This window comes from Vibrio sp. 1-2 (7-a), assembly GCF_013048515.1.
GTDB lineage: Bacteria > Pseudomonadota > Gammaproteobacteria > Enterobacterales > Vibrionaceae > Vibrio > Vibrio diabolicus.
Window position 1 is genome coordinate 467,062 of record NZ_VHSQ01000003.1, and the last position, 18,275, is coordinate 485,336.

At 45.2% G+C, this 18,275-nt stretch carries 19 protein-coding genes; 2 read left to right on the plus strand and 17 right to left on the minus strand.

Annotated features, from left to right (window positions below; genetic code table 11):
- Positions 1–292 precede the first annotated feature (292 nt).
- Positions 293–2,458 (plus strand): S9 family peptidase, encoded by a 2,166-nt coding sequence (locus FKN08_RS12340; protein WP_170892233.1) that lies wholly within the window; start codon positions 293–295, stop codon positions 2,456–2,458.
- Positions 2,459–2,673: 215 nt separating this feature from the next.
- On the opposite strand, the gene FKN08_RS12345 is transcribed toward FKN08_RS12340, so the two are convergent.
- The 10 genes from FKN08_RS12345 to FKN08_RS12390 form a co-directional block, all read right to left on the minus strand.
- The gene (locus FKN08_RS12345; protein ID WP_006741232.1) at positions 2,674–3,669 is read right to left on the minus strand and encodes a porin; all 996 of its coding nucleotides are present in this window, start codon (positions 3,667–3,669) and stop codon (positions 2,674–2,676) included.
- 215 nt (positions 3,670–3,884) lie between these two features.
- Entirely contained in the window at positions 3,885–4,754 is an 870-nt protein-coding gene (locus tag FKN08_RS12350; protein ID WP_170892234.1) for a zinc ABC transporter substrate-binding protein, read from the minus strand.
- 22 nt (positions 4,755–4,776) lie between these two features.
- Positions 4,777–5,652, minus strand: coding sequence for a metal ABC transporter permease (locus tag FKN08_RS12355; RefSeq protein ID WP_005393560.1), 876 nt, complete (start codon positions 5,650–5,652; stop codon positions 4,777–4,779).
- The gene (locus FKN08_RS12360; RefSeq protein WP_053807975.1) at positions 5,652–6,380 is read right to left on the minus strand and encodes a metal ABC transporter ATP-binding protein; all 729 of its coding nucleotides are present in this window, start codon (positions 6,378–6,380) and stop codon (positions 5,652–5,654) included. The genes FKN08_RS12355 and FKN08_RS12360 overlap by 1 nt, the downstream gene beginning before the upstream one ends.
- Entirely contained in the window at positions 6,380–7,306 is a 927-nt protein-coding gene (locus FKN08_RS12365; protein ID WP_006741228.1) for a zinc ABC transporter substrate-binding protein, read from the minus strand. The genes FKN08_RS12360 and FKN08_RS12365 overlap by 1 nt, the downstream gene beginning before the upstream one ends.
- 22 nt (positions 7,307–7,328) lie before the next feature.
- Positions 7,329–7,883 carry a DUF6162 family protein gene (locus FKN08_RS12370; protein WP_170892235.1) on the minus strand — a complete coding sequence of 185 codons (555 nt, stop codon included), beginning with the start codon at positions 7,881–7,883 and terminating at the stop codon, positions 7,329–7,331.
- The gene (locus FKN08_RS12375; RefSeq protein ID WP_046873904.1) at positions 7,880–8,200 is read right to left on the minus strand and encodes a hypothetical protein; all 321 of its coding nucleotides are present in this window, start codon (positions 8,198–8,200) and stop codon (positions 7,880–7,882) included. The genes FKN08_RS12370 and FKN08_RS12375 overlap by 4 nt, the downstream gene beginning before the upstream one ends.
- A gap of 42 nt (positions 8,201–8,242) precedes the next feature.
- On the minus strand, positions 8,243–9,073 hold the full coding sequence (locus FKN08_RS12380; RefSeq protein WP_124007441.1) for a DUF4198 domain-containing protein: 831 nt from the start codon (positions 9,071–9,073) through the stop codon (positions 8,243–8,245).
- A gap of 15 nt (positions 9,074–9,088) precedes the next feature.
- Positions 9,089–9,628 carry a DUF2271 domain-containing protein gene (locus FKN08_RS12385; protein ID WP_170892236.1) on the minus strand — a complete coding sequence of 180 codons (540 nt, stop codon included), beginning with the start codon at positions 9,626–9,628 and terminating at the stop codon, positions 9,089–9,091.
- Between the two features lie 21 nt (positions 9,629–9,649).
- On the minus strand, positions 9,650–10,279 hold the full coding sequence (locus tag FKN08_RS12390; RefSeq protein WP_139060115.1) for a PepSY-associated TM helix domain-containing protein: 630 nt from the start codon (positions 10,277–10,279) through the stop codon (positions 9,650–9,652).
- A 378-nt stretch (positions 10,280–10,657) separates the two neighbouring features.
- Between FKN08_RS12390 and FKN08_RS12395 the strand changes: the two genes are divergently transcribed.
- The gene (locus tag FKN08_RS12395; protein WP_042523421.1) at positions 10,658–11,146 is read left to right on the plus strand and encodes a hypothetical protein; all 489 of its coding nucleotides are present in this window, start codon (positions 10,658–10,660) and stop codon (positions 11,144–11,146) included.
- Between the two features lie 66 nt (positions 11,147–11,212).
- On the opposite strand, the gene FKN08_RS12400 is transcribed toward FKN08_RS12395, so the two are convergent.
- The 7 genes from FKN08_RS12400 to FKN08_RS12430 form a co-directional block, all read right to left on the minus strand.
- The gene (locus tag FKN08_RS12400) at positions 11,213–12,385 is read right to left on the minus strand and encodes a hypothetical protein (protein WP_046873906.1); all 1,173 of its coding nucleotides are present in this window, start codon (positions 12,383–12,385) and stop codon (positions 11,213–11,215) included.
- The gene (locus FKN08_RS12405; RefSeq protein WP_006741220.1) at positions 12,382–13,002 is read right to left on the minus strand and encodes an energy transducer TonB; all 621 of its coding nucleotides are present in this window, start codon (positions 13,000–13,002) and stop codon (positions 12,382–12,384) included. Before FKN08_RS12405 ends, FKN08_RS12400 begins: the two co-directional genes overlap by 4 nt.
- Positions 13,002–13,406: a biopolymer transporter ExbD gene (locus FKN08_RS12410; protein ID WP_005374257.1), complete on the minus strand. Its 405-nt coding sequence runs from the start codon at positions 13,404–13,406 to the stop codon at positions 13,002–13,004. The genes FKN08_RS12405 and FKN08_RS12410 overlap by 1 nt, the downstream gene beginning before the upstream one ends.
- Complete coding sequence (locus FKN08_RS12415) at positions 13,403–13,957, minus strand: MotA/TolQ/ExbB proton channel family protein (protein WP_017635540.1); 555 nt, start codon at positions 13,955–13,957, stop codon at positions 13,403–13,405. The genes FKN08_RS12410 and FKN08_RS12415 overlap by 4 nt, the downstream gene beginning before the upstream one ends.
- A complete protein-coding gene (locus tag FKN08_RS12420) occupies positions 13,957–15,324 on the minus strand; it encodes a MotA/TolQ/ExbB proton channel family protein (RefSeq protein ID WP_170892237.1) in 1,368 nt (455 codons plus the stop codon). The genes FKN08_RS12415 and FKN08_RS12420 overlap by 1 nt, the downstream gene beginning before the upstream one ends.
- Entirely contained in the window at positions 15,325–16,092 is a 768-nt protein-coding gene (locus tag FKN08_RS12425; protein ID WP_054574483.1) for a DUF3450 domain-containing protein, read from the minus strand. It abuts the gene before it with no gap.
- Between the two features lie 74 nt (positions 16,093–16,166).
- Positions 16,167–18,263 (minus strand): TonB-dependent siderophore receptor, encoded by a 2,097-nt coding sequence (locus FKN08_RS12430; RefSeq protein WP_170892238.1) that lies wholly within the window; start codon positions 18,261–18,263, stop codon positions 16,167–16,169.
- Positions 18,264–18,275 lie beyond the last annotated feature (12 nt).

Consider the following 18,275-nt stretch of genomic DNA (forward strand, 5'->3'; position numbering starts at 1 on the left):
CAAAACCCAAAAGGGACACACTAAACTAGTGTGTCCCTTTTTCATATCACACTATATCGATTTACCGATGAGAATGATTTAACTTTCGAATTGATATTTGTTAAAAATAACAGCTACTTACACAATGTGTTTTCAGCTCCCTTCAAATTGAGTAGCCAACTCGGAAATATTGAGAATTCTCACTTTTTCGGCACACCCCATAACAAAGAATGGACAACTGAAAACCACTAACGAAATGAAAGCCCAGCCCTCAGGATGAGGCCACTTGGGCGTATAATAAGGACAAAAACAGATGCGTTTCACTTTAACTACGTTGGCCGTCTCGGTCGCGCTTGTCGCCGGATGCAGCAATCAAGGAACCCCCAGCATGACTCAATACTCCCAATCACAGATCGTTGCTCAACAAACTCAAGCTCCGGTTGCGAAAAAAGTCCCTCACGCGATGACTATTCATGGTGATACTCGCGTTGATAACTACTACTGGATGCGTGACGACGAGCGTAAAGATCCGGAAATTTTGCAGCACCTAGAGCAAGAAAATCAGTATGCGGAAACCGTTCTCAAGCACACTGAAACACTTCAAGATACGCTATTTGAAGAAATTAAAGGTCGTATAGCAAAAGACGACAACTCCGTTCCTGTGCGTAAAGGCAACTACTTCTACTCAAGTGAAGTGACCGGAGATAACGAATACGAAGTTCATCTTCGAGCGAAAGATTTTGCAGGCAAAGACAAGCAAGTCATTTTAGATGTCAATGAACTTGCAAAAGAACATGAGTTCTTCAGTATTGGCGGCTTGTACGTTAGTCCGAATGAAAACTTACTAGCGTATGGCGAAGATACATTAAGCCGCCGCGTTTACACTCTTAAGATCAAAGACCTGAAAACAGGCAATTACCTACAAGATGAAATTGAAGGCGCCTCAAGCGCGATTGCATGGCAGAACGATAACAGCGCCTTTTACTACATCAAAAAAGATCCACAGACCTTGCTGGGCTACCAAGTGTATCGTCATGTTTTAGGCACGCCACAAAGCAGTGATGAGTTAATTTTTGAAGAAACCGACAGCGCCTATTACACCTCTCTAAGCAAAAGCAAAGATGGCGAAGATATTTATATCTGGCATTCCAGTACAGAAACCAGCGGCGTCTCCATCATCGATGCGAACAACCCTAAAGCAAAGGCGAAGCCTTTTTATCCTCGTGAAAATGGCATTGAATACAGCATTTCTAAGCTAGGCGATTGGTATTACATTTATACCAACTATCAAGCCGTGAACTTCCGTTTGATGAAAGTTAAGCAAGAAGAGATGCACGATCGCTCTAAGTGGCAAGACGTGATTGCCGCAGATGACAACACTCAACTTGTCGACTTCGAGCTATTCGATGATCACCTCGTCTATGAGCAGCGCTCTAACGGCCTAGCAAGCGTCACTGTACGTCAACTCTCAACAGGAAAAGAATTCCCCCTCACATTTAATGACGATGCGTTTGCTGCCTATTTGACAGGCAACCTAGAGCTGGATAACGAGAAAGTTCGTATTTATTACAGCAGTTTAACCACTCCAGGAACCTACTACGATTTCGATCTAAAAACGGGCGAGTCAGAAATCATGAAGCAAACACCTGTACTTGGTGATTTTAATCCTGACAATTACCAATCAGAACGCATTATGATCACAGCCCGTGACGGTAAAGAAGTACCCGTTTCTTTGGTGTATCGTAAAGACTTATTTAAGAAAGATGGTACGAATCCACTCTACCAATATGGTTATGGATCTTATGGCGCAACCATTGAGCCAACTTTCCGCTCGACACGTTTGAGTCTATTAGACCGCGGCTTTGTTTACGCCATCGCTCATATCCGTGGATCTGAAATGCTTGGCCGTCCTTGGTATGAGGATGGTAAAAAACTCACCAAGCAAAACACATTCAACGACTTTATTGATGTGACTAAAGGTTTGGTTGAACAAGGCTACGGCGCGAAAGATAAAGTCTTCGCTGTTGGTGGCTCTGCAGGTGGTCTCTTAATGGGGGCTGTCATCAACCAAGCACCAGAACTGTATCGCGGTATCGGTGCACACGTTCCGTTTGTGGACGTGGTAACCACTATGCTCGATGAATCAATTCCATTGACCACCAATGAATATGATGAATGGGGTAACCCAAATAACAAAACATACTATGACTATATGTTGAGTTACTCGCCTTACGACAACGTTAAGGCACAAAACTACCCGAACATGTTGGTAACGACTGGCTTGCACGACTCTCAAGTGCAGTACTTTGAACCAATGAAGTGGGTCGCCAAACTTCGTGAAATGAAGACAGACGATAACGTCTTGTTGTTCAAAACCGATATGGAAGCCGGACACGGCGGCGCATCTGGTCGATTTAAGCGCTTGAAAGAAGATGCGTTAGAGTACGCGTTCTTCCTCGATTTACTCGATAAAAAATAAGCGTATTAATAGAACTGCATCTCTAACAACAAAAATGCCCGCAACTTGCGGGCATTTTTTATAGACGCGCTCTCTAAACAGAGAGTTGGGGTACCTAAGCACATCATTACCAGTGTCTCTTATAGCCAACGGAAAGCAGAAAGAAAAACGCCTACTCACAACGAGTAGGCGTTAACACAATAAATGTGTTTAGGCAGTAGAAACTGGCCTATTTATTAGAAGTAGTAACGAGCACCTAGAGTCCAGTAGTCGTTCTCTTCGCTAGTGTAATCGTTACCTAGGTCAAACTGGTAAGCAGCAAACGTTACGAAAGCAGGAGTTACAGCGTACTCTGCTTGTAGCGCAGTTTCGCTTGAAACTGTCTTGTTGTCTTCTTCGTCTTCTACGCCTTCGTAGTTAACGCTGAATGTCCAATCATTCACGCCGTATGCCAAAAGAGCTTCAATTTGAGAAGTCTCTTTACGCATCTCGTAGAAGTAATCGTTCATACCGTATACTACTGCTGCGTATAGACCTGAACCGTACTGACCGTAGTTTACAGAGAATAGGTGTGATTCAGCGTTCTTAGTACCTAGAGTCGCGTTTTTAACATCACCGCCGCTGTATACGTAGCCTAGGCCAAAGCCAGCTACAGAACCGCTCAGTGCAACTTGACCACGTTGCTCGTATGTTGTTGCATCTGAAGTTTGCTCACCTTGCCAACCTAGACCTAGGTTGAAAGCAAAGCCTTCACCAAATTCAAAACCTTTACGGTAGCTAAGCATTTTATCAGCACGAGCTGAGCCTAGGTTGCCGTGGTTGTCGTACAAAAAGTCGTTCGCAAACGCGATTGGTAGATCCGCAACACCAGCGACATCGTAGTAAGGTGACCATTGAGTACCTGCAACAAGGCGACCGTACTGCTCGTGAGTTGCACCGATGTAACCTAGACGAGTTTTGAATGACTGTTCACCACCATTTAGGTAGTTAAGCGCCCATTCGCCTTTAGCGTCGATAGTGATACCGTTGCCAATGTCTTTCTTACCCGCGACGTTAATACGTGGAGACACTTGATGAACTTTCACATCTTCCTCGTAGTACTCACCCACGCCAACTGAAACGTGACCGCCGATCGATAAAGATGTACCATCGCTGTTATAAACTTCTGCTGCGAAGGCCTGTGAACCACATGCTAGTGCCGCCACTGCAACGGCTAGAGTTTTCATTTTCATTGTTAACATCCGTATAGTTGTTTGTACCGGTTCGCTTAGAGACAGATTAAATCCGAATCAATCGCAACGAACACATAACAAAGTAGTAATGAAATAGAAATGAAACAAACACTTTCTTATGCAACCAGTGGTATTAATGCTCACGTTTTGAACTAAGTCACAAAAAAATAGGGAACTTTTCATTCCCCATCATAAAATCTGTGGCTTTTTACGTGTCACATCTCCCAACGTGCGAGTGGCTTCTCAGTTTTGATACCCTTACTGCCCCAGCGGTCAATAACATCAATTTGCAGTATACGACTCGGTTTAATAAGCGATATCAAGGTTTTCGACGGTCGTTTATCCGTCACTAACCATAGCGTTTTATCTTGTTCAAACTGAGCTTTTAAAGATAATTTGTCTTCTTCTGTCCACTCGAGTTCTGGCTTAAATTCGCGCCCAACCACAAACAATTGGTTGCCAGAGGCAAAGTCCTCTAGTGACTCACTCATCAGTACCACTGAATCGATGCCTTTATCGAAGATCTCTGCCTGTTGTTGGTTGATCAGTTCACGCACATTGAGCATAAAAGCCTGTTGATTCGTTTGAATCGCCTTTTGGTGTTCAGGATATACACGTTGTAGATCCTCTCCAACAATGCCCGCCATTCGGATTAAGTTTGTAGGGTTCAGCCACGCGTACTTCGATGTTGACCCGTTTTCCAATGTCAGTGCTGCAACTCCTTGAGCTCTAGGAGAAATGGCCTGCGATGCATCGATTTCAATCAAGTGAATGTTGCCCTGTCGAGCGTAAACATAAGTCGGGTCTTGTTTCCAAATCGCACCAAGAGTAATAGCAACCGTCGCGGCTTGACCCGCTTGCTTAACTTGCTCTGTACCTTTATTTGCGAACCAGTTCTCAAGACGCTCAACGCCGTAACGCTTTGGAGGCAGATACTGAGTCTCTATCCCTGTACCTTTCATGAGTTGCTCAGACAACATGTACGTGACGGGAGTGCTGGTTAAAATGTCTTTGGCGCTTGCCAACGATGGAAGTGTCGTCGCTATAACCAAACCAAAAGTTATCGCTAATTTTTTTATCTTCATGTTCATTACTTTATAAAAAGGGTTACGCTTTTTGGATAATTCGGTAAACCGTTGCTGTTAGGAAAAAGGCCGCAGAAACAATGATGATGGATGCGCCTGATGGCACTGGTAGCTCAAGCTCCATCGGCAGTATGGTTCCGACTAAACACGCAATGGTTGCCAATAAAGAAGAAAGGAGAACGAAACTGCCCATGCGTTTAGTCAATAACCTAGCCGTTGCACCAGGAATCAGTAGCAATGCACCAACCAATACCGCGCCAATAATCTTTACCGCGGCGATGGTGACCAAGGTGATCATCATGACAAATAAGTAATCATAAAAGCTGGTATTAAAGCCGCGTACACGTGCAATATCCGGGCTGATACAAGTCAGCAAAATGCGGTTAAACGTAGGAATAAGAAGCAGTAATATGATCAAACAACTGATCGCTAAAATAAGGATATCGTTGTCCGTCACAGTCAAGATCGATCCGAACAACACGTTCTCCAACATGTGAATGTTGATCTTACGAGCGACGTACATTAACAGCGCAGCACCAACCGCTAACGCTAGTGCAAGAAAAACCCCAACCAGTGTATCGTAAGGTACATTGGTACGATTACGAACAAAGTGAAGCAACAGCGCAAAAATCATACAAAAGCTAAACAAGCCGATGATCGGATTCTCTGGCGGCTCACCGAGCAACACACCAATCGCGATTCCGGTAAGCGCAGCGTGCCCAACCGCTTCAGAGAAAAAAGCCAGTCGCTTGGCGATGACTAATGTCCCAAGACCACCAAGTAATGGTCCTAATATCAACGCAGCCACAATTGCGTTCACCATGAAGGCATAAGAAAAGCTATCGCTTAACCATCCAGCTTCAACGCCGCTAACCGCTAACTCTCGTAACCAATCCATTATGCAGCCTCCACTTTTGCTGTGTAGTGCTTAAATAATGTTTCTATACGATCAGGGCTTAGCACATCTGAATGGTGACCTGACGCCACAATTTGACGATTTACGACATGGACCTGAGCATCTAAACGGCGCACTGCGGTCACGTCATGGTGTACTGCCAGTACCGTTTTGCCTTCTCCAACGACTTCATGAATCAAACCTTCAAGATACCGAACACCTTGCTCGTCCATACCAGTTGTAGGTTCATCTAAAACCAATAAATTGGGCTCATCCAGTAAAGCTTGCGCAAACAAAACACGCTGTTGCTCACCGCCAGAGAGTTGCCCCATACGACGATCGCAACGCGTTGCCATGCCCACGCGATCCAGCTGGGCCAGGGCATGTTGAGTTTGTTTAGTTTTACGTCGCCAAAATAGAGGGATACGGGTTTGATTAAGCAGCACAAAATCCATCACGGTTAACGGGAGGCTTGCCTCGAACATCGCCTTTTGTGGTACATATCCTATCTTACCCGATGCAGCTGATTGCTCTGGCCAATTGAGTGCAATGTTTCCCGAAAATGGTGTTAACCCAAGTATCGAACGAAGCAAAGAGGTTTTCCCACCGCCGTTCGGCCCCATGATAACGTGGCATTTCGCGCTCTCGAATTCAGCGCTGATGTTCTGCAAAATAATATTGTCGGCGTATTTTAGGCCCACGTTACTTAAGGAAACGGAAGGACCTGTCATTACGCCTTTTCCCCTGCTCGCTTGCTCGCCACAAATTTCATGGCTTCAATGAGCGTTTCCACGTTATCTCGCATCTCAACCTCGACTTTATCAGCCTCATACTCACCGTGAGTCATGTGAGAAAAGCGATAAAGCTGTACCCCTGTCGCCTCTTCGATGGTATCAACAAAACGGTTCGGCATATTGAGCTCATAAAACAGCACATCAATGCCCGATTCACGAATTTTCTCAATCGTTTCCTGCAACTGACTGGCACTTGGTTCAACGCCATGAGCAGGCTCAATGACAGCTGCGACGTCAACACCAAACTCCTGAAGAATATAGCCGTAAGCATTATGGGTTGTCGCCACCTTCATACCAGCCGTGTCCAACTCACCAAGAGACAACATTGCATCACGCTTCATCAGGCGAAATGTTTTTGCGTATTTACGAGCATTTTGGCGATAAAAAGTAGCGTTGTCTGGGTCCAGTTTACTTAGCTCACTCGCGATGGTGTAAACCTTTTGAATAGTGGTCGATAGACCAACAAAGGTGTGAGGGTTCACTGCTCCTTGACCAACTGACTGCCCCATCGCCGGTAACAGAGGCACTTCTTTGTTCGCTTCGATAACCACGAGATCATCACGCTGAGAGGCTTTGATCACTTTCAGTGCAAAATCGTCATGACCAATACCATTGATCACTATCGCATCCATTTCATTCAAACGTTTAAGATCATTGGGTTGCGGTAAATAGTTATGAGGGTTAAAACCAGCATCGACCAGAGGAATGATGTTCGCCTTGTCATCAACAACAGCTTTGACATAGCTGTAATAAGGTTGAAGCGTAATACCAATACTGAGTTTATCGGCAGCAAAGCCTGTAGAAGACACCGTCAATAACACGGTGGCTGTAAGAATACGACGTAAAAGAGAGCGTTTGATCATAGTACTTATCAATTATGTTGTCTTAATGGGCGTGAGAATGGGAAGAAGAGGAATCTGACAGAACGATTTGTCGCCAGCCATGCTGGCGGCGTTTTGCTAGATCGCTTAGTACCTCCGCATTTAACGATCGGCTAGAATCACTAAACCAAATATCAGCTTGAGAGCCACGGCTATCCAGAAGCATAGAGGCAGAACCTTGGGCATTTTTCTTCATGCCAATGTATACTCCGTCATCGATTCGTTTCCACTGATGAGACCCTTTGCGCTTCCAATTTTGGTCTTTTACGAATGGAGCAATCCAAAGCGCCTCCATGTCAGAGACCTCAGGCCAAGTTCCAGTTTCTAGCTGCAAATCACGAATCTCTTCATGAGCAAGCTTAAGTTCAGCGATCAAACCCAACTCGTTTTGATGTAAGTCCGTGATTAAAACTTGATGAGCCTGTATGTCTGGCTTTTCAGTCGCGACCTGATGGTAGGGCATAATTATGGCTGCAGAACCGAGAATCACTGCGATTGTCAGTGCGACCCACTTTCCTTCTCGGTTACCATCATCAGGGCGAACTTTCTGTACACTCATTTCTCTTTCAGCTCAACGATATCCACTTCCACCGGGCTTTCATGTCCGGCATCAAATACCAAATAGAAATCTGTTTCAGGGTGAGTAAATTCTGCGATGGAACGCTTATCTGTTTTTTCTTTGGCGATCAGATTGTCGTCGTAATCGTACATTTCGACATCGTAGTCGACCGCTGTCGATCCATCCGAGTAGCCCGCTTCACAAATCACTTTATCTTGCGCCAAGTGACAACTCATCAGAGGGAAGTGTGCAGCAGCGTGAAAAGAAGCAAATCCAGAAAAAAGCAAAGCAGCTTTGAGAAGAGAAGTGTTATTCATGATGATTCCAAAATGGCCCAGCGATTGCTGAGCCTAATTCGATTAGTTAAGTTGAGTTTCAAACGTAAGGTGAACATTGGCACTCGCTTTATCCGCCAATGGATTATCTTTTAATTCACCTTTGTAGTTCGCTTTCATTAAGTAGCGCCCTGCGACCTCTGGCGTGAAGATCACTTTGCCATCTTCATCACTCACCACATCGATTTGTTCTTGATGGTTTCGGTACATGGTGCCTTCACGTGTGATCTCCGCTGTGACGCCCTCTTGTGGCTCACCATTGAAGAAAAACTGGAAAGTGACTGGTTCACCTTCAATGATATCCGATGGATGCGTGATCGGTTTCATCTCCAGCATTTTTCCTTCAATCTCCAACGCTTTTTCCGTTGGCATACCAACCGTGATGTAGCTTTCTGCTCGGGTGTAGCTTAGTTGAGTAACCACATCACGTGCTTGCTCGGGAAGCACATCACCACGCTCAGCTTTGTTTGCTCGCGCCCACTTCACCGTATCACGACGACCCGCTTTGTATTGGGTGTAGTAACTCGGCTGATTATTGATCGCGACTTTGTGCGTGCCTTCTTCCGTAAAAAAGAAATCAAACATAGAACGACGTTTGCCACGAACAACAAAGTTAGGACGCTCAGAACGGCCATCCGGCATCACCACGAACGCTTGGTCACTACCCGCAGGCTTATCAAAAACAAACGTTCCGTGAGAAGCAGTAACATCAAATGTCAGCCAGTCACCGCCTTCTTTTGAAACCGTAAAGTGAGAAGGCAGAACCCAACGTGGATGCGCTTGTGCGGTGGTTGTTGCAGCCAATCCCATTGCCATTACACTCGCCAATGCCACTGCTTTGATTTTGGTTTTCATTGTTGTGTCCTTTAATCACTTAACTTGATAATTGACGGTGATGACACCCGTCTCTTGTGTTGGTTTAAGCTCATAGCGCACTTCACTGTCCGCTAGCGTTATTTTTTGACGTAAGTAGTTACGCCCACCGTGTTCACGAACGACTTCGACGTACAATGTGTAATTTCCCTGCTCCAAACGCTCCCCTGCGTCATTGGTTCCATCCCAGACAAAGCGGTATTGACCAGCAGGACGGGTTGCTGACGTCACCGCATCAACAAGTTCACGATCATAACGACCCGCTTTTCTCCACCAGCTGCGCAGGTCTTTTAGCCATTCGTCTTTTCCTACCCATAGCTGAATGGTTTTAACCGGTTTACGCTGGTCATTTTCAACCCACACCGCCACATAAGGGCGTGCGTACATTGAAGTGTCTACCTTTGGAAGTTCGAATTCGAAATCGATCTTCGCGTTATCTGGTAGAGGAGCTGCAGAAAGAGAGAAAGGAGCAAAAGCCGCGATCAAAGCGGCTTTACAAAAGTGATTACGGCGGAAAAATCTTCCTGTGTTCAACATAAGTGTTCTCTAAAAAAGCTGTTATGGAACAGCAACAAAATAAATCACGAGCGACAGTAACGTACCAAAGCTCATCCATTGCATTGACGTTCTAAGCGTCTTCTTCTTAGGCAGTAATAAGCACACACCTGTTAGAACAAAAAACACCATCAAAAGCGCAGTGACGTCGATAAACCACTTCCAAATCCCACCACTGTTGCGACCTTTATGTAGATCGTTCAACAACGCAACAATACCGTAGTGCGTCGTTTCAACCTCTGCCGCACCAGTAGTCATATCAATAAAGACCGTAGCGTTATAACCCGGGCCTTTAAAATCCATAGACAACTCTCCGAGTAACAACTCACCTTGCTCAACTTCGGTATACACATCTAACGCGGAGGGAGTACCGCGAAGCTCGGTTTCTTTAGTCAAGAAAGCAAGCAGTTCTTCACGGTTAGGTTGAAAAGTATCTGAATGTGAAAATAGCACTGAGTGTGGAACCGTAAGAGTATGTTGTTGAATGATAGGTTCACGGCGTTCAAATAATTCGGGGCGATTGAGGGTAATACCAGTTATTGCAAAAAACAGCGTAACTAAGAGAAGAGCCATCGAAATATAGATATGTAGGCGTCGAGCCCAAGTTTGAACACCTTTGCTTTTAAGCAACATAGAAACAATCATCACCAATAAATGTGGGGCATAATTTAGGTGATAATCATTCGTATTGGCATTTAATTTACATTGTTTACTTTTTCAATTCAGCTTGGCTGGCGCATGTTGTAACTATTTGCGCCAATATGAGTCACCAATTGCCTCCCTCTAGATAATAACCCTATTGATTTTAATGACTCAAAATTTAATGATATTTCCAATACTAAAAAGTGGGATAGACTCCACCAAAATGCGCCTTTATGTATATTTAATGAAAAGCTTAAAAGCTATCGATAAGCTAGATTAAAAAGGTAAGCTAAGAAGTTAGTGTAGGGTTAGATAGAGAAGATTTTCTGATGCTAGCCAAACGTTATGGTGCAGTTCAGAAGGAAAAATATGAACAAGAATGTTGGAATAATTCTCTTATCACTTTTCTCAAGTGTCACTTTCGCAAGTGAAAAGTTTGAAGCCAGTTTGTTTAACAACGTAAGCCAATCTATCGATAATTATGGTGCTAAGATAAAGCTGTGCGAATCTATGGCAGACCAGAATACACCTGACAAACAAACCCTAGAGTATTCAAAGAAGCATATAGAAGCATTAACTCCTGTTCTGCCGTTTTTAAGCGAGAAAGCTTTTGAGGCTTGTGTATTAAAAGAGAAGCAAGAGCTAGCATATTATCTATTAATAGCAAAAAATAACGCTTCAAGAACCTCAACATTAAAGCTTGTAGAATCGACTGAAAGCCTAACTTTTCATATCGAACCTACATCGAGAGAAAAGTTTGAAACACTGAGCAAGGTACATCAAGAATATATAGAGAAAAGCCCTTTTTTCTCCCGACCATTTGATGCATTAGCCTTTTATGAAAAGCTCATACAATAAATAGCCTTTATGACTTTAGACAAAAAATACCCGAGACTGAGCTCGGGTATTTAATAAAAATGTTCGCTATGAGTTCTGCGTCGATTCTACTTTGCGTAGCTGTGATAGATACTTAACCCAACTTTTTGCCTGATTCGACGGTTTTATCTCATCCGCTCTTTTGGCATTAGCAAGTGCATCGTCAAACCGCTTAAGCTTGTAGTAAGCGCGAGTTTTGATAAGTGCGACATCCGCTTTACGACCGCTGACCTTATCGAGCGCGGCAAGGGCATCTTTATAGTGGCCTTCTTGCACCAATAATTGAGAGTAGTTCCAGTAATACTGTCGGTCTAACTGAGCAGCAACACGCCAACTATCGATAGACTCTTCCCACTCTTTTGCCATTTGCCAATACGTCGCTTGCTGAGCTTTCAGTTTACTATTCGAGTTTACATCCTCTAGCTCGTTCATCACCAACGCAGCTCTCTCAGGAATACCTCGTTTCGCGTACAATTGTGCCAGCAGCTTTAAGTCATCTTGGCTAAGTTGTAATCCTTTCAGTTTTGCCAACGCCAAAGAGTCCAGAGCACGTTTGTTGTCATCAACACGCAGGTAAAGAGCAACAAGCTGACGCCACCATTCAATTCGCTCAGGTTCAATCGCGATCAAGCGTTTGATGGTCGAGATTGCCGGCTTCCACTTTTTCAGTTCTAGCTCAGCAGAAAGCTTTATCGACAATGCGCCAAGCTTGTCTGGCTGACCAAACTTCTCATAACGAGCCATTGCTGAAAGCACTTTCTGCCACTGACTCAGTTGATAATGAGATTGGGAAATACGCAGCCATAGCTCATGCGCTTTTTGACCTTTAGGAATGTTTTTGCTCAAGGCATAGTAATGAGGTAACGCCTTAGAAAAGCGTTGCTCGTTCAGCAGTATATCTGCCAACATCTTTCGGGTTTGCCATGCTTGCTCATCTTGTAGCAAACCACTATTGACTGCCAACTCAAGTTGCTTAATTGCTGCTTGAGTTTGTTCATTCTGCCAGTAAAAAATACCCAACATTCGAGCGACATAAGCTTGGTCATATCCACGAGAAAGCTCCATAGCTTCAAGAGATGAAATCGCTTCTTTTAGTTTCTCCTCTTGAGCCAAGTTGTGTGCTCGTTGAACTCTCGCGGCAGTGTATTGGCTTAACTCACTGGCAATGGTTGAAAGTGCACTCAGGCTTAATACCGTACCGATTAAGAATTTTTTCATCATTTGGCTAACTTGAACTCCACTTTAGCGGTTTGTCCATACTGCTCAATTGACACACCATCCTCAACTTTTGGCTGATACTTCCATTTTTTAAGCGCACGAATCGCTTCTCTTTCGAACATACGCTGTGGCTCAGCCTCGATCACTTCAATATCTTTTGGTCGTCCAGTTGCATCGATCGTGAAACGCATAATGACATAGCCTTCAACTCTACGTTTCAGCGCCTTACTTGGATAGCGAGGATCAACACGATACAACGGCAGTGCTTGTTGGTTGCCCATTGTTCCCTTCAAGTTTGGCGCACTGATCGCGATACCTTCAAGGGCAGTGTTCAAACCTAAAGCACTGACTGGCGTCATCTGGCTCATTGGCTCCATTTGAGTGTCAGCTTGAGACAGATCCATTGGCTCCGGCGCTTGGGGTGGTTCTGGTTGCTCCGGCACTGAACGTTGACGGCGCTGCACGTCTGCTTCATTCTCTACCATCACCATATCAAAACGAACCGCTTCCGAAGCTTCTGGCGCACGCTGGTTGCCTTTATCAACCATCCACGCCATAAAGCTAAACAGGCTCACAGAAATTAACAGTGATGCTGGTAGTGCAAGTAACAGCCTGCCCATTAAGGTTTCTCCGCCGCCAATGCGATGTTTTTCACGCCCGCCGCTTTTGCAGCGTCCATCACTTTCACGACAGTGCCATTATAAGCATGCTCGTCAGCTTGGATAACTAACGAAGCATCAGGCTGATCAAGTAACAAGTGCTCAATAGAGGCCTCAACACGCTCAATATCAACCACTCGTTTGTCGATGTACACGTCATTTGCTGCCGTTACCGCGATAAAAATGCCCGCATCTTTTTGGCTTACCACATTAGAAGCCTGAGGGCGGTTCACTTCTACACCGGATTCACGTACAAACGAACTGGTCACAATGAAGAAGATCAACATGATGAAGACGATATCAAGCATCGACGTTAAATCGACTTGAGCTTCATCTTGTTGGTTAGGTCTGCGTCCGAGTCTCACTTTTGACTCCTTAAAGATTGTTCTAACTGGATAGCTTTTCGTTCACACACTTTGCTAAGGCGAGCATGAATAAACATGCCCGCCAGCGCTGCTACCATACCCGCCATGGTTGGCAGCGTAGCAAGTGAGATACCTGAAGCCATCAATTTCGGATTGCTGCTGCCTTGCGATGCCATTACGTCAAACACCGTAATCATGCCCGTCACCGTCCCTAACAACCCTAGCATTGGGCAAACCGCCACAAGCAGCTTAATAGTCGATAGGTTTTGGCGCAGTTCGATTTGCGCTTTTGCAATCCATCCTTCACGGATTTGATGCGCGTACCAAGAGTGGTGCTCTGATCTTGCTTGCCACTGCTCACAAAGCTGTTTCTTTACCCCAGGGAAAACCGTTGTGAGATAAATAACTCGCTCCATAACCAACAGCCAGCACACCGCCACGACGGCAGCCAGCCACCATAGGATTTGACCACCTTGCTGCATAAAGCTCATCAAGGTTGTGGCCCAATCCTCACTGATCAAACCCAATGTGCTGAGTAGGATCTGCTCCATTACGCTGCGTTCTCCGCTAAGGTGTTAGAGTGACTCTTGTTGCTCGGCATATCACGCTCAGCTTGTTCTGCAACTAAACCGATACCTTGCTTTTCTAAGATACTGCGAATATTTTCTGCTTGAGAGCTCAATACGTTGTGCGCCAATAACAATGGCATGGCTGAAACAAGGCCAAGTACAGTAGTTACAAGCGCCATCGAAATACCACCCGCCATTACTTTCGGATCACCATTACCAAATTGAGTGATGACTTGGAAGGTTTCGATCATACCCGTTACCGTGCCCAGTAGACCAAGCATAGGGGCCAGCGCCGCAAGAAGCTTCAGCATCGACAACCCTTTTTCTAAGTGGGTTTGCTCATCAACAACGGCTTCCAAAAGACGTAGCTCTAACGCTTCTACGCTGCGATGCTTATCTTTCTGATACACCGCAAGCACACGACCCAAAGGGTTGTCTCCTGGCTGTGCTGGAGTTTTCAGTTGCTTCATGATTTTCTGGCGCGAAATCATCAGAGATGCACCACGTACGAGAGCAATCAATAGACCGATAGCTAATAAACCAAGGATGATTTTACCGACAACGCCGCCTGCATTTAGGCGATCAGCCAAAGTCGGTGAGTTTGCGAGCTGCTCAAGGAGAATGCCGCGTGACGGGTCAATGACAAGCGCATCAATGTCACCAGAGGAAATAGTATTCGCTGTTGGACCGCTTTCAGGCTGACGAAGATAGTTTACCGCATCTCCGCGTTGACCATTCCACTTAACGTAGCCAGTGTCATCCAGCAGCGCCATAGAACCAAGACGAACACCATTAACCGTTTGTTCACGACCTTCGCCATTTAGCAGTGTGAAAGAGACGTTTGCCATCTCACCACTTGCTTTGATTTGTTCTTCCATGCTACGCCACATCGCCTGAAGTTGGATCAACGTTGGCAGTGATTTAGCCGCAACAATAGCATCGATATCTTTCTGATATGAGTTTGCATCAACACCCGTTACTGAGCTCTTGAGCTCTGACTCTAGCTCTTTTGCGTTCTGGCGAACGACGCCAAATAGCTCACCTAAGCTCCCGGTTTCTAGACGTAGCTTTTCTTCTAGCTGCGCCAGTTCCGCTTCGTTTTCACCGAAAGTAACACTTAATGAATCCGCTTCTGCTTGAAGAGCAGCTCGCTCTGCGGCCAATTTATTCTTTATAGCCTGTAGCTCTTGCTCTGTTTTCTTAAAACCTGATTCACGCGTGACATTGTGCGATTGCTGTTGACGATTTTCTTGCTGCGCCTTTTGTAACAACGCATCACTAGCAACAGTTGTATGAGGCATTAATGCGGCTGTCGAGATTAGTGCAACCGATAACCATTTTTTCATCATTTATTTGCCCTCCGCAGCGGTTAACGACACTGGCAGAGTTAACATACTCGGCGCGATCTGTTTATTCGCCATAGCGAACGCTTTATCTAGCTCTGATTTTTGCTCAGAACCCACTTGTTGCCATGCTTGTTGTTGCTGTGACCAGCTCCAGAATGTCTCACCAGATAAGCTACGTGCTACCAAAGACAAACGCCCTAAATAGAGAATGTCCGCCTCCACAGCTTCATTGTCACCCAGGTTAATCTTGCCTTGGTAAACGCCAAGCTTGGTGCCGTAATCCATTTCAATTTGGTACGCTTCTAAAATACGACGAAACTTCTCTGCATCCGCAACGTCTGCACGCGTCATCATGGAATCCAGCTTTGCAATTCGTTCCTCACGTTGCGCTTTGCGTATAGGTTTGTCGTTAGCAACGAGCGCTTTTAAGCCTTCAAGCATGTGATACATCAAAGGCACGACACCTTGACGAGTTTGAGCAATCTGCTCAATTTGCTCGTTCAAGCTATCAACTTCTTGATTTTGGCTCTCAACAAGGCTTGCAAGATGATCGCGATAAATCTTCAAGTTACCGACTTCCTCTTGCAGCTGCTCAATTTCAGCTTCTAGAGTAAGTGATTTTTCTGCGCTTGCATCAATACGTTTTTGGCTTACCGCCGACGACTGGTTTGTTTTACTCTGCACAGCTTGTGCATCGTTTAAGTTCGCCGCGTGAGCGGGAATCAAAACCGATGATATCAACAGAGCGATACTTGATTTCATTAGATTCATACGAGTTATATTTCTGTGTTCCAAAAACGACCAAAGGGGAAGACTACCCTTCCCCTTTAATAATCAAATTGTTATCAGTACTTGAACTGGATTGTTGCCATGTAGTTGCGGCTTTCTCCAACCACAACCCCACTCGCACCTTTTTGCTCGCTATTCGTGCTACCACCACCTGCGAAGTAGTCGGTATCGAATAAATTCTCGACATTGAATCGAGCAATGATATCCAAGTTTTCATCGTACTTATGTTTGTATGACACGCCCATATCAACGCGAGCGTAGCCATCTTTCTTGAAGGTATTCGCTGCATCACCGTAGCGATCACCTTCATAAATCAAACCGAGGTTTAAGTTAGTGTTGTCTTGAACCTTGTAGCTAGACCATAGACTTGCCGAGAACTCTGGCACATCTACAGGGCGGTTACCTTCATATCTTTCTGCCTTCTTAAGCTCTGCATCCAAGTACATTGCAGAAGCGGTTAGCGACAACTCAGGGGTCACAAAACCTTGGGCCATTAGCTCAGCACCTTTGTGTACTTGCTCACCACCTTGAGTTTTCTTATGTAGAACCTTATTACTAGCATCTTTACCACTTTCAACATCCAGCGACATGTTCTCTAATGTGATATCAAACACAGCACCTGATACAAATAAGCGCTGATCAAACAGTTCCCACTTCGTACCGATTTCATAAGAAATTCCGCGCTCTGCATCTAGCTTCTCGCCATCGTTCACGTAAGTTTTGCCACGACCACTGCTGACTTCACCTTGCGGCATAAAGCTTTCAGAGTACTGAACGTAAACCGAGCCATTCGTCGCTGGGTGGAAAATTACACCAAATTTTGGAGAAACCTGGTTTTCAGTCAGGTCATCGTCACGCTTTTCGTCATAACGAACACCTGCAAGCACTTGCCAGTAATCATTAATCGTCATCATGTTTTGCGCGTAGATACCCCAAGTGTCGTGCTCGCTTGTGGACTGTTTAACTTTCCCAGAGTATCCAGGACGAGGCACAGACTGACCGGCTTCTATACTTATAGGGTTGTAATACTTTTGGAAACGGTCATAGGTATACTCTAGATAGTTCGCACCTACCAAAAACGTGTTATCTGTACCAAACAGAGAAAAGTCCGTCGTCACATCTATATATGCAGTATCAAACACCCAATTATCTTTGCGTTCGTTACCAGAATGGTCGATCTTAGTATCTTGGTCATAAGTATCGAAACCTGGGTAAGACTCTACATCAAAACGCTTAAAGTCTTGGCGGTTGTAACCCGCTTTTACGTTTACATTGTCAGTCACTTGAGCATTAATATCGATGCCATAGTTTTCTACATCGTTATCAATTTCAGACCACTGCGCATCCCAGATATACTTGTCACCGCGAACCGCTTTACCATCCACAATGTAAGCACCAGAATCCACGCTACCATCGTCTTTCGTGCGATCGTAATGCGCTGACACCATAAAGTTGTCGGTGATGTCGTACTCAACCACTAGGCCCGCAACCGTGCGATCCGTTTCTGGCTCGGTACCATCGCCGTAGCTGCGCCAAGAGCCGTAGCTTTCTTTGGCAAAAATTGCGCGCGCGCGCAGTGTCTCTGCATCATTTAGCGCGCCACTCACATCAAGCACCGTGCGTGAGTGATCATTCGAACCTAGATCTTGACTCAAACTAGCTTGTGTTTGAGTTGTTGGTTTTTTCGAAACCATGTTTACCAAGCCACCCGGCTCAGATTTACCGTATAGCAAGCCTGATGGACCTTTAAGCACTTCAACACGCTCTAAAAGCTCAATTGGCTGACGGTAGTGTGACCAGTGTTGACGGCCATCACGAAGAAAACCGTCTGAACTGCTAAGTTCAAAACCACGTAGAGAGAAACGTTCGCGGTTACGGCTTGTAGCACCCGCGCTAACACTTGCATCGTTACGTAGCACTTCACCAAGTGTACTTGCACGCTGCTCATCAATTACCGTTTCATCGATAACCGCTACTTGTCCTGGCGTTTCCAGCTGCGTCATTTCCATGCGCATTGCTGTACTGTTTGTATCCGCCTTGTAGCCGAACTCTCGACCTTCTACAACTACATGTTCGTCTGTTTGAACGTCCGCCACTGCAGGTGTTGCTAACACCGCACCGATCACTAGCGCCAAATGGCTCTTAGTAAACATATCCTTTCACTC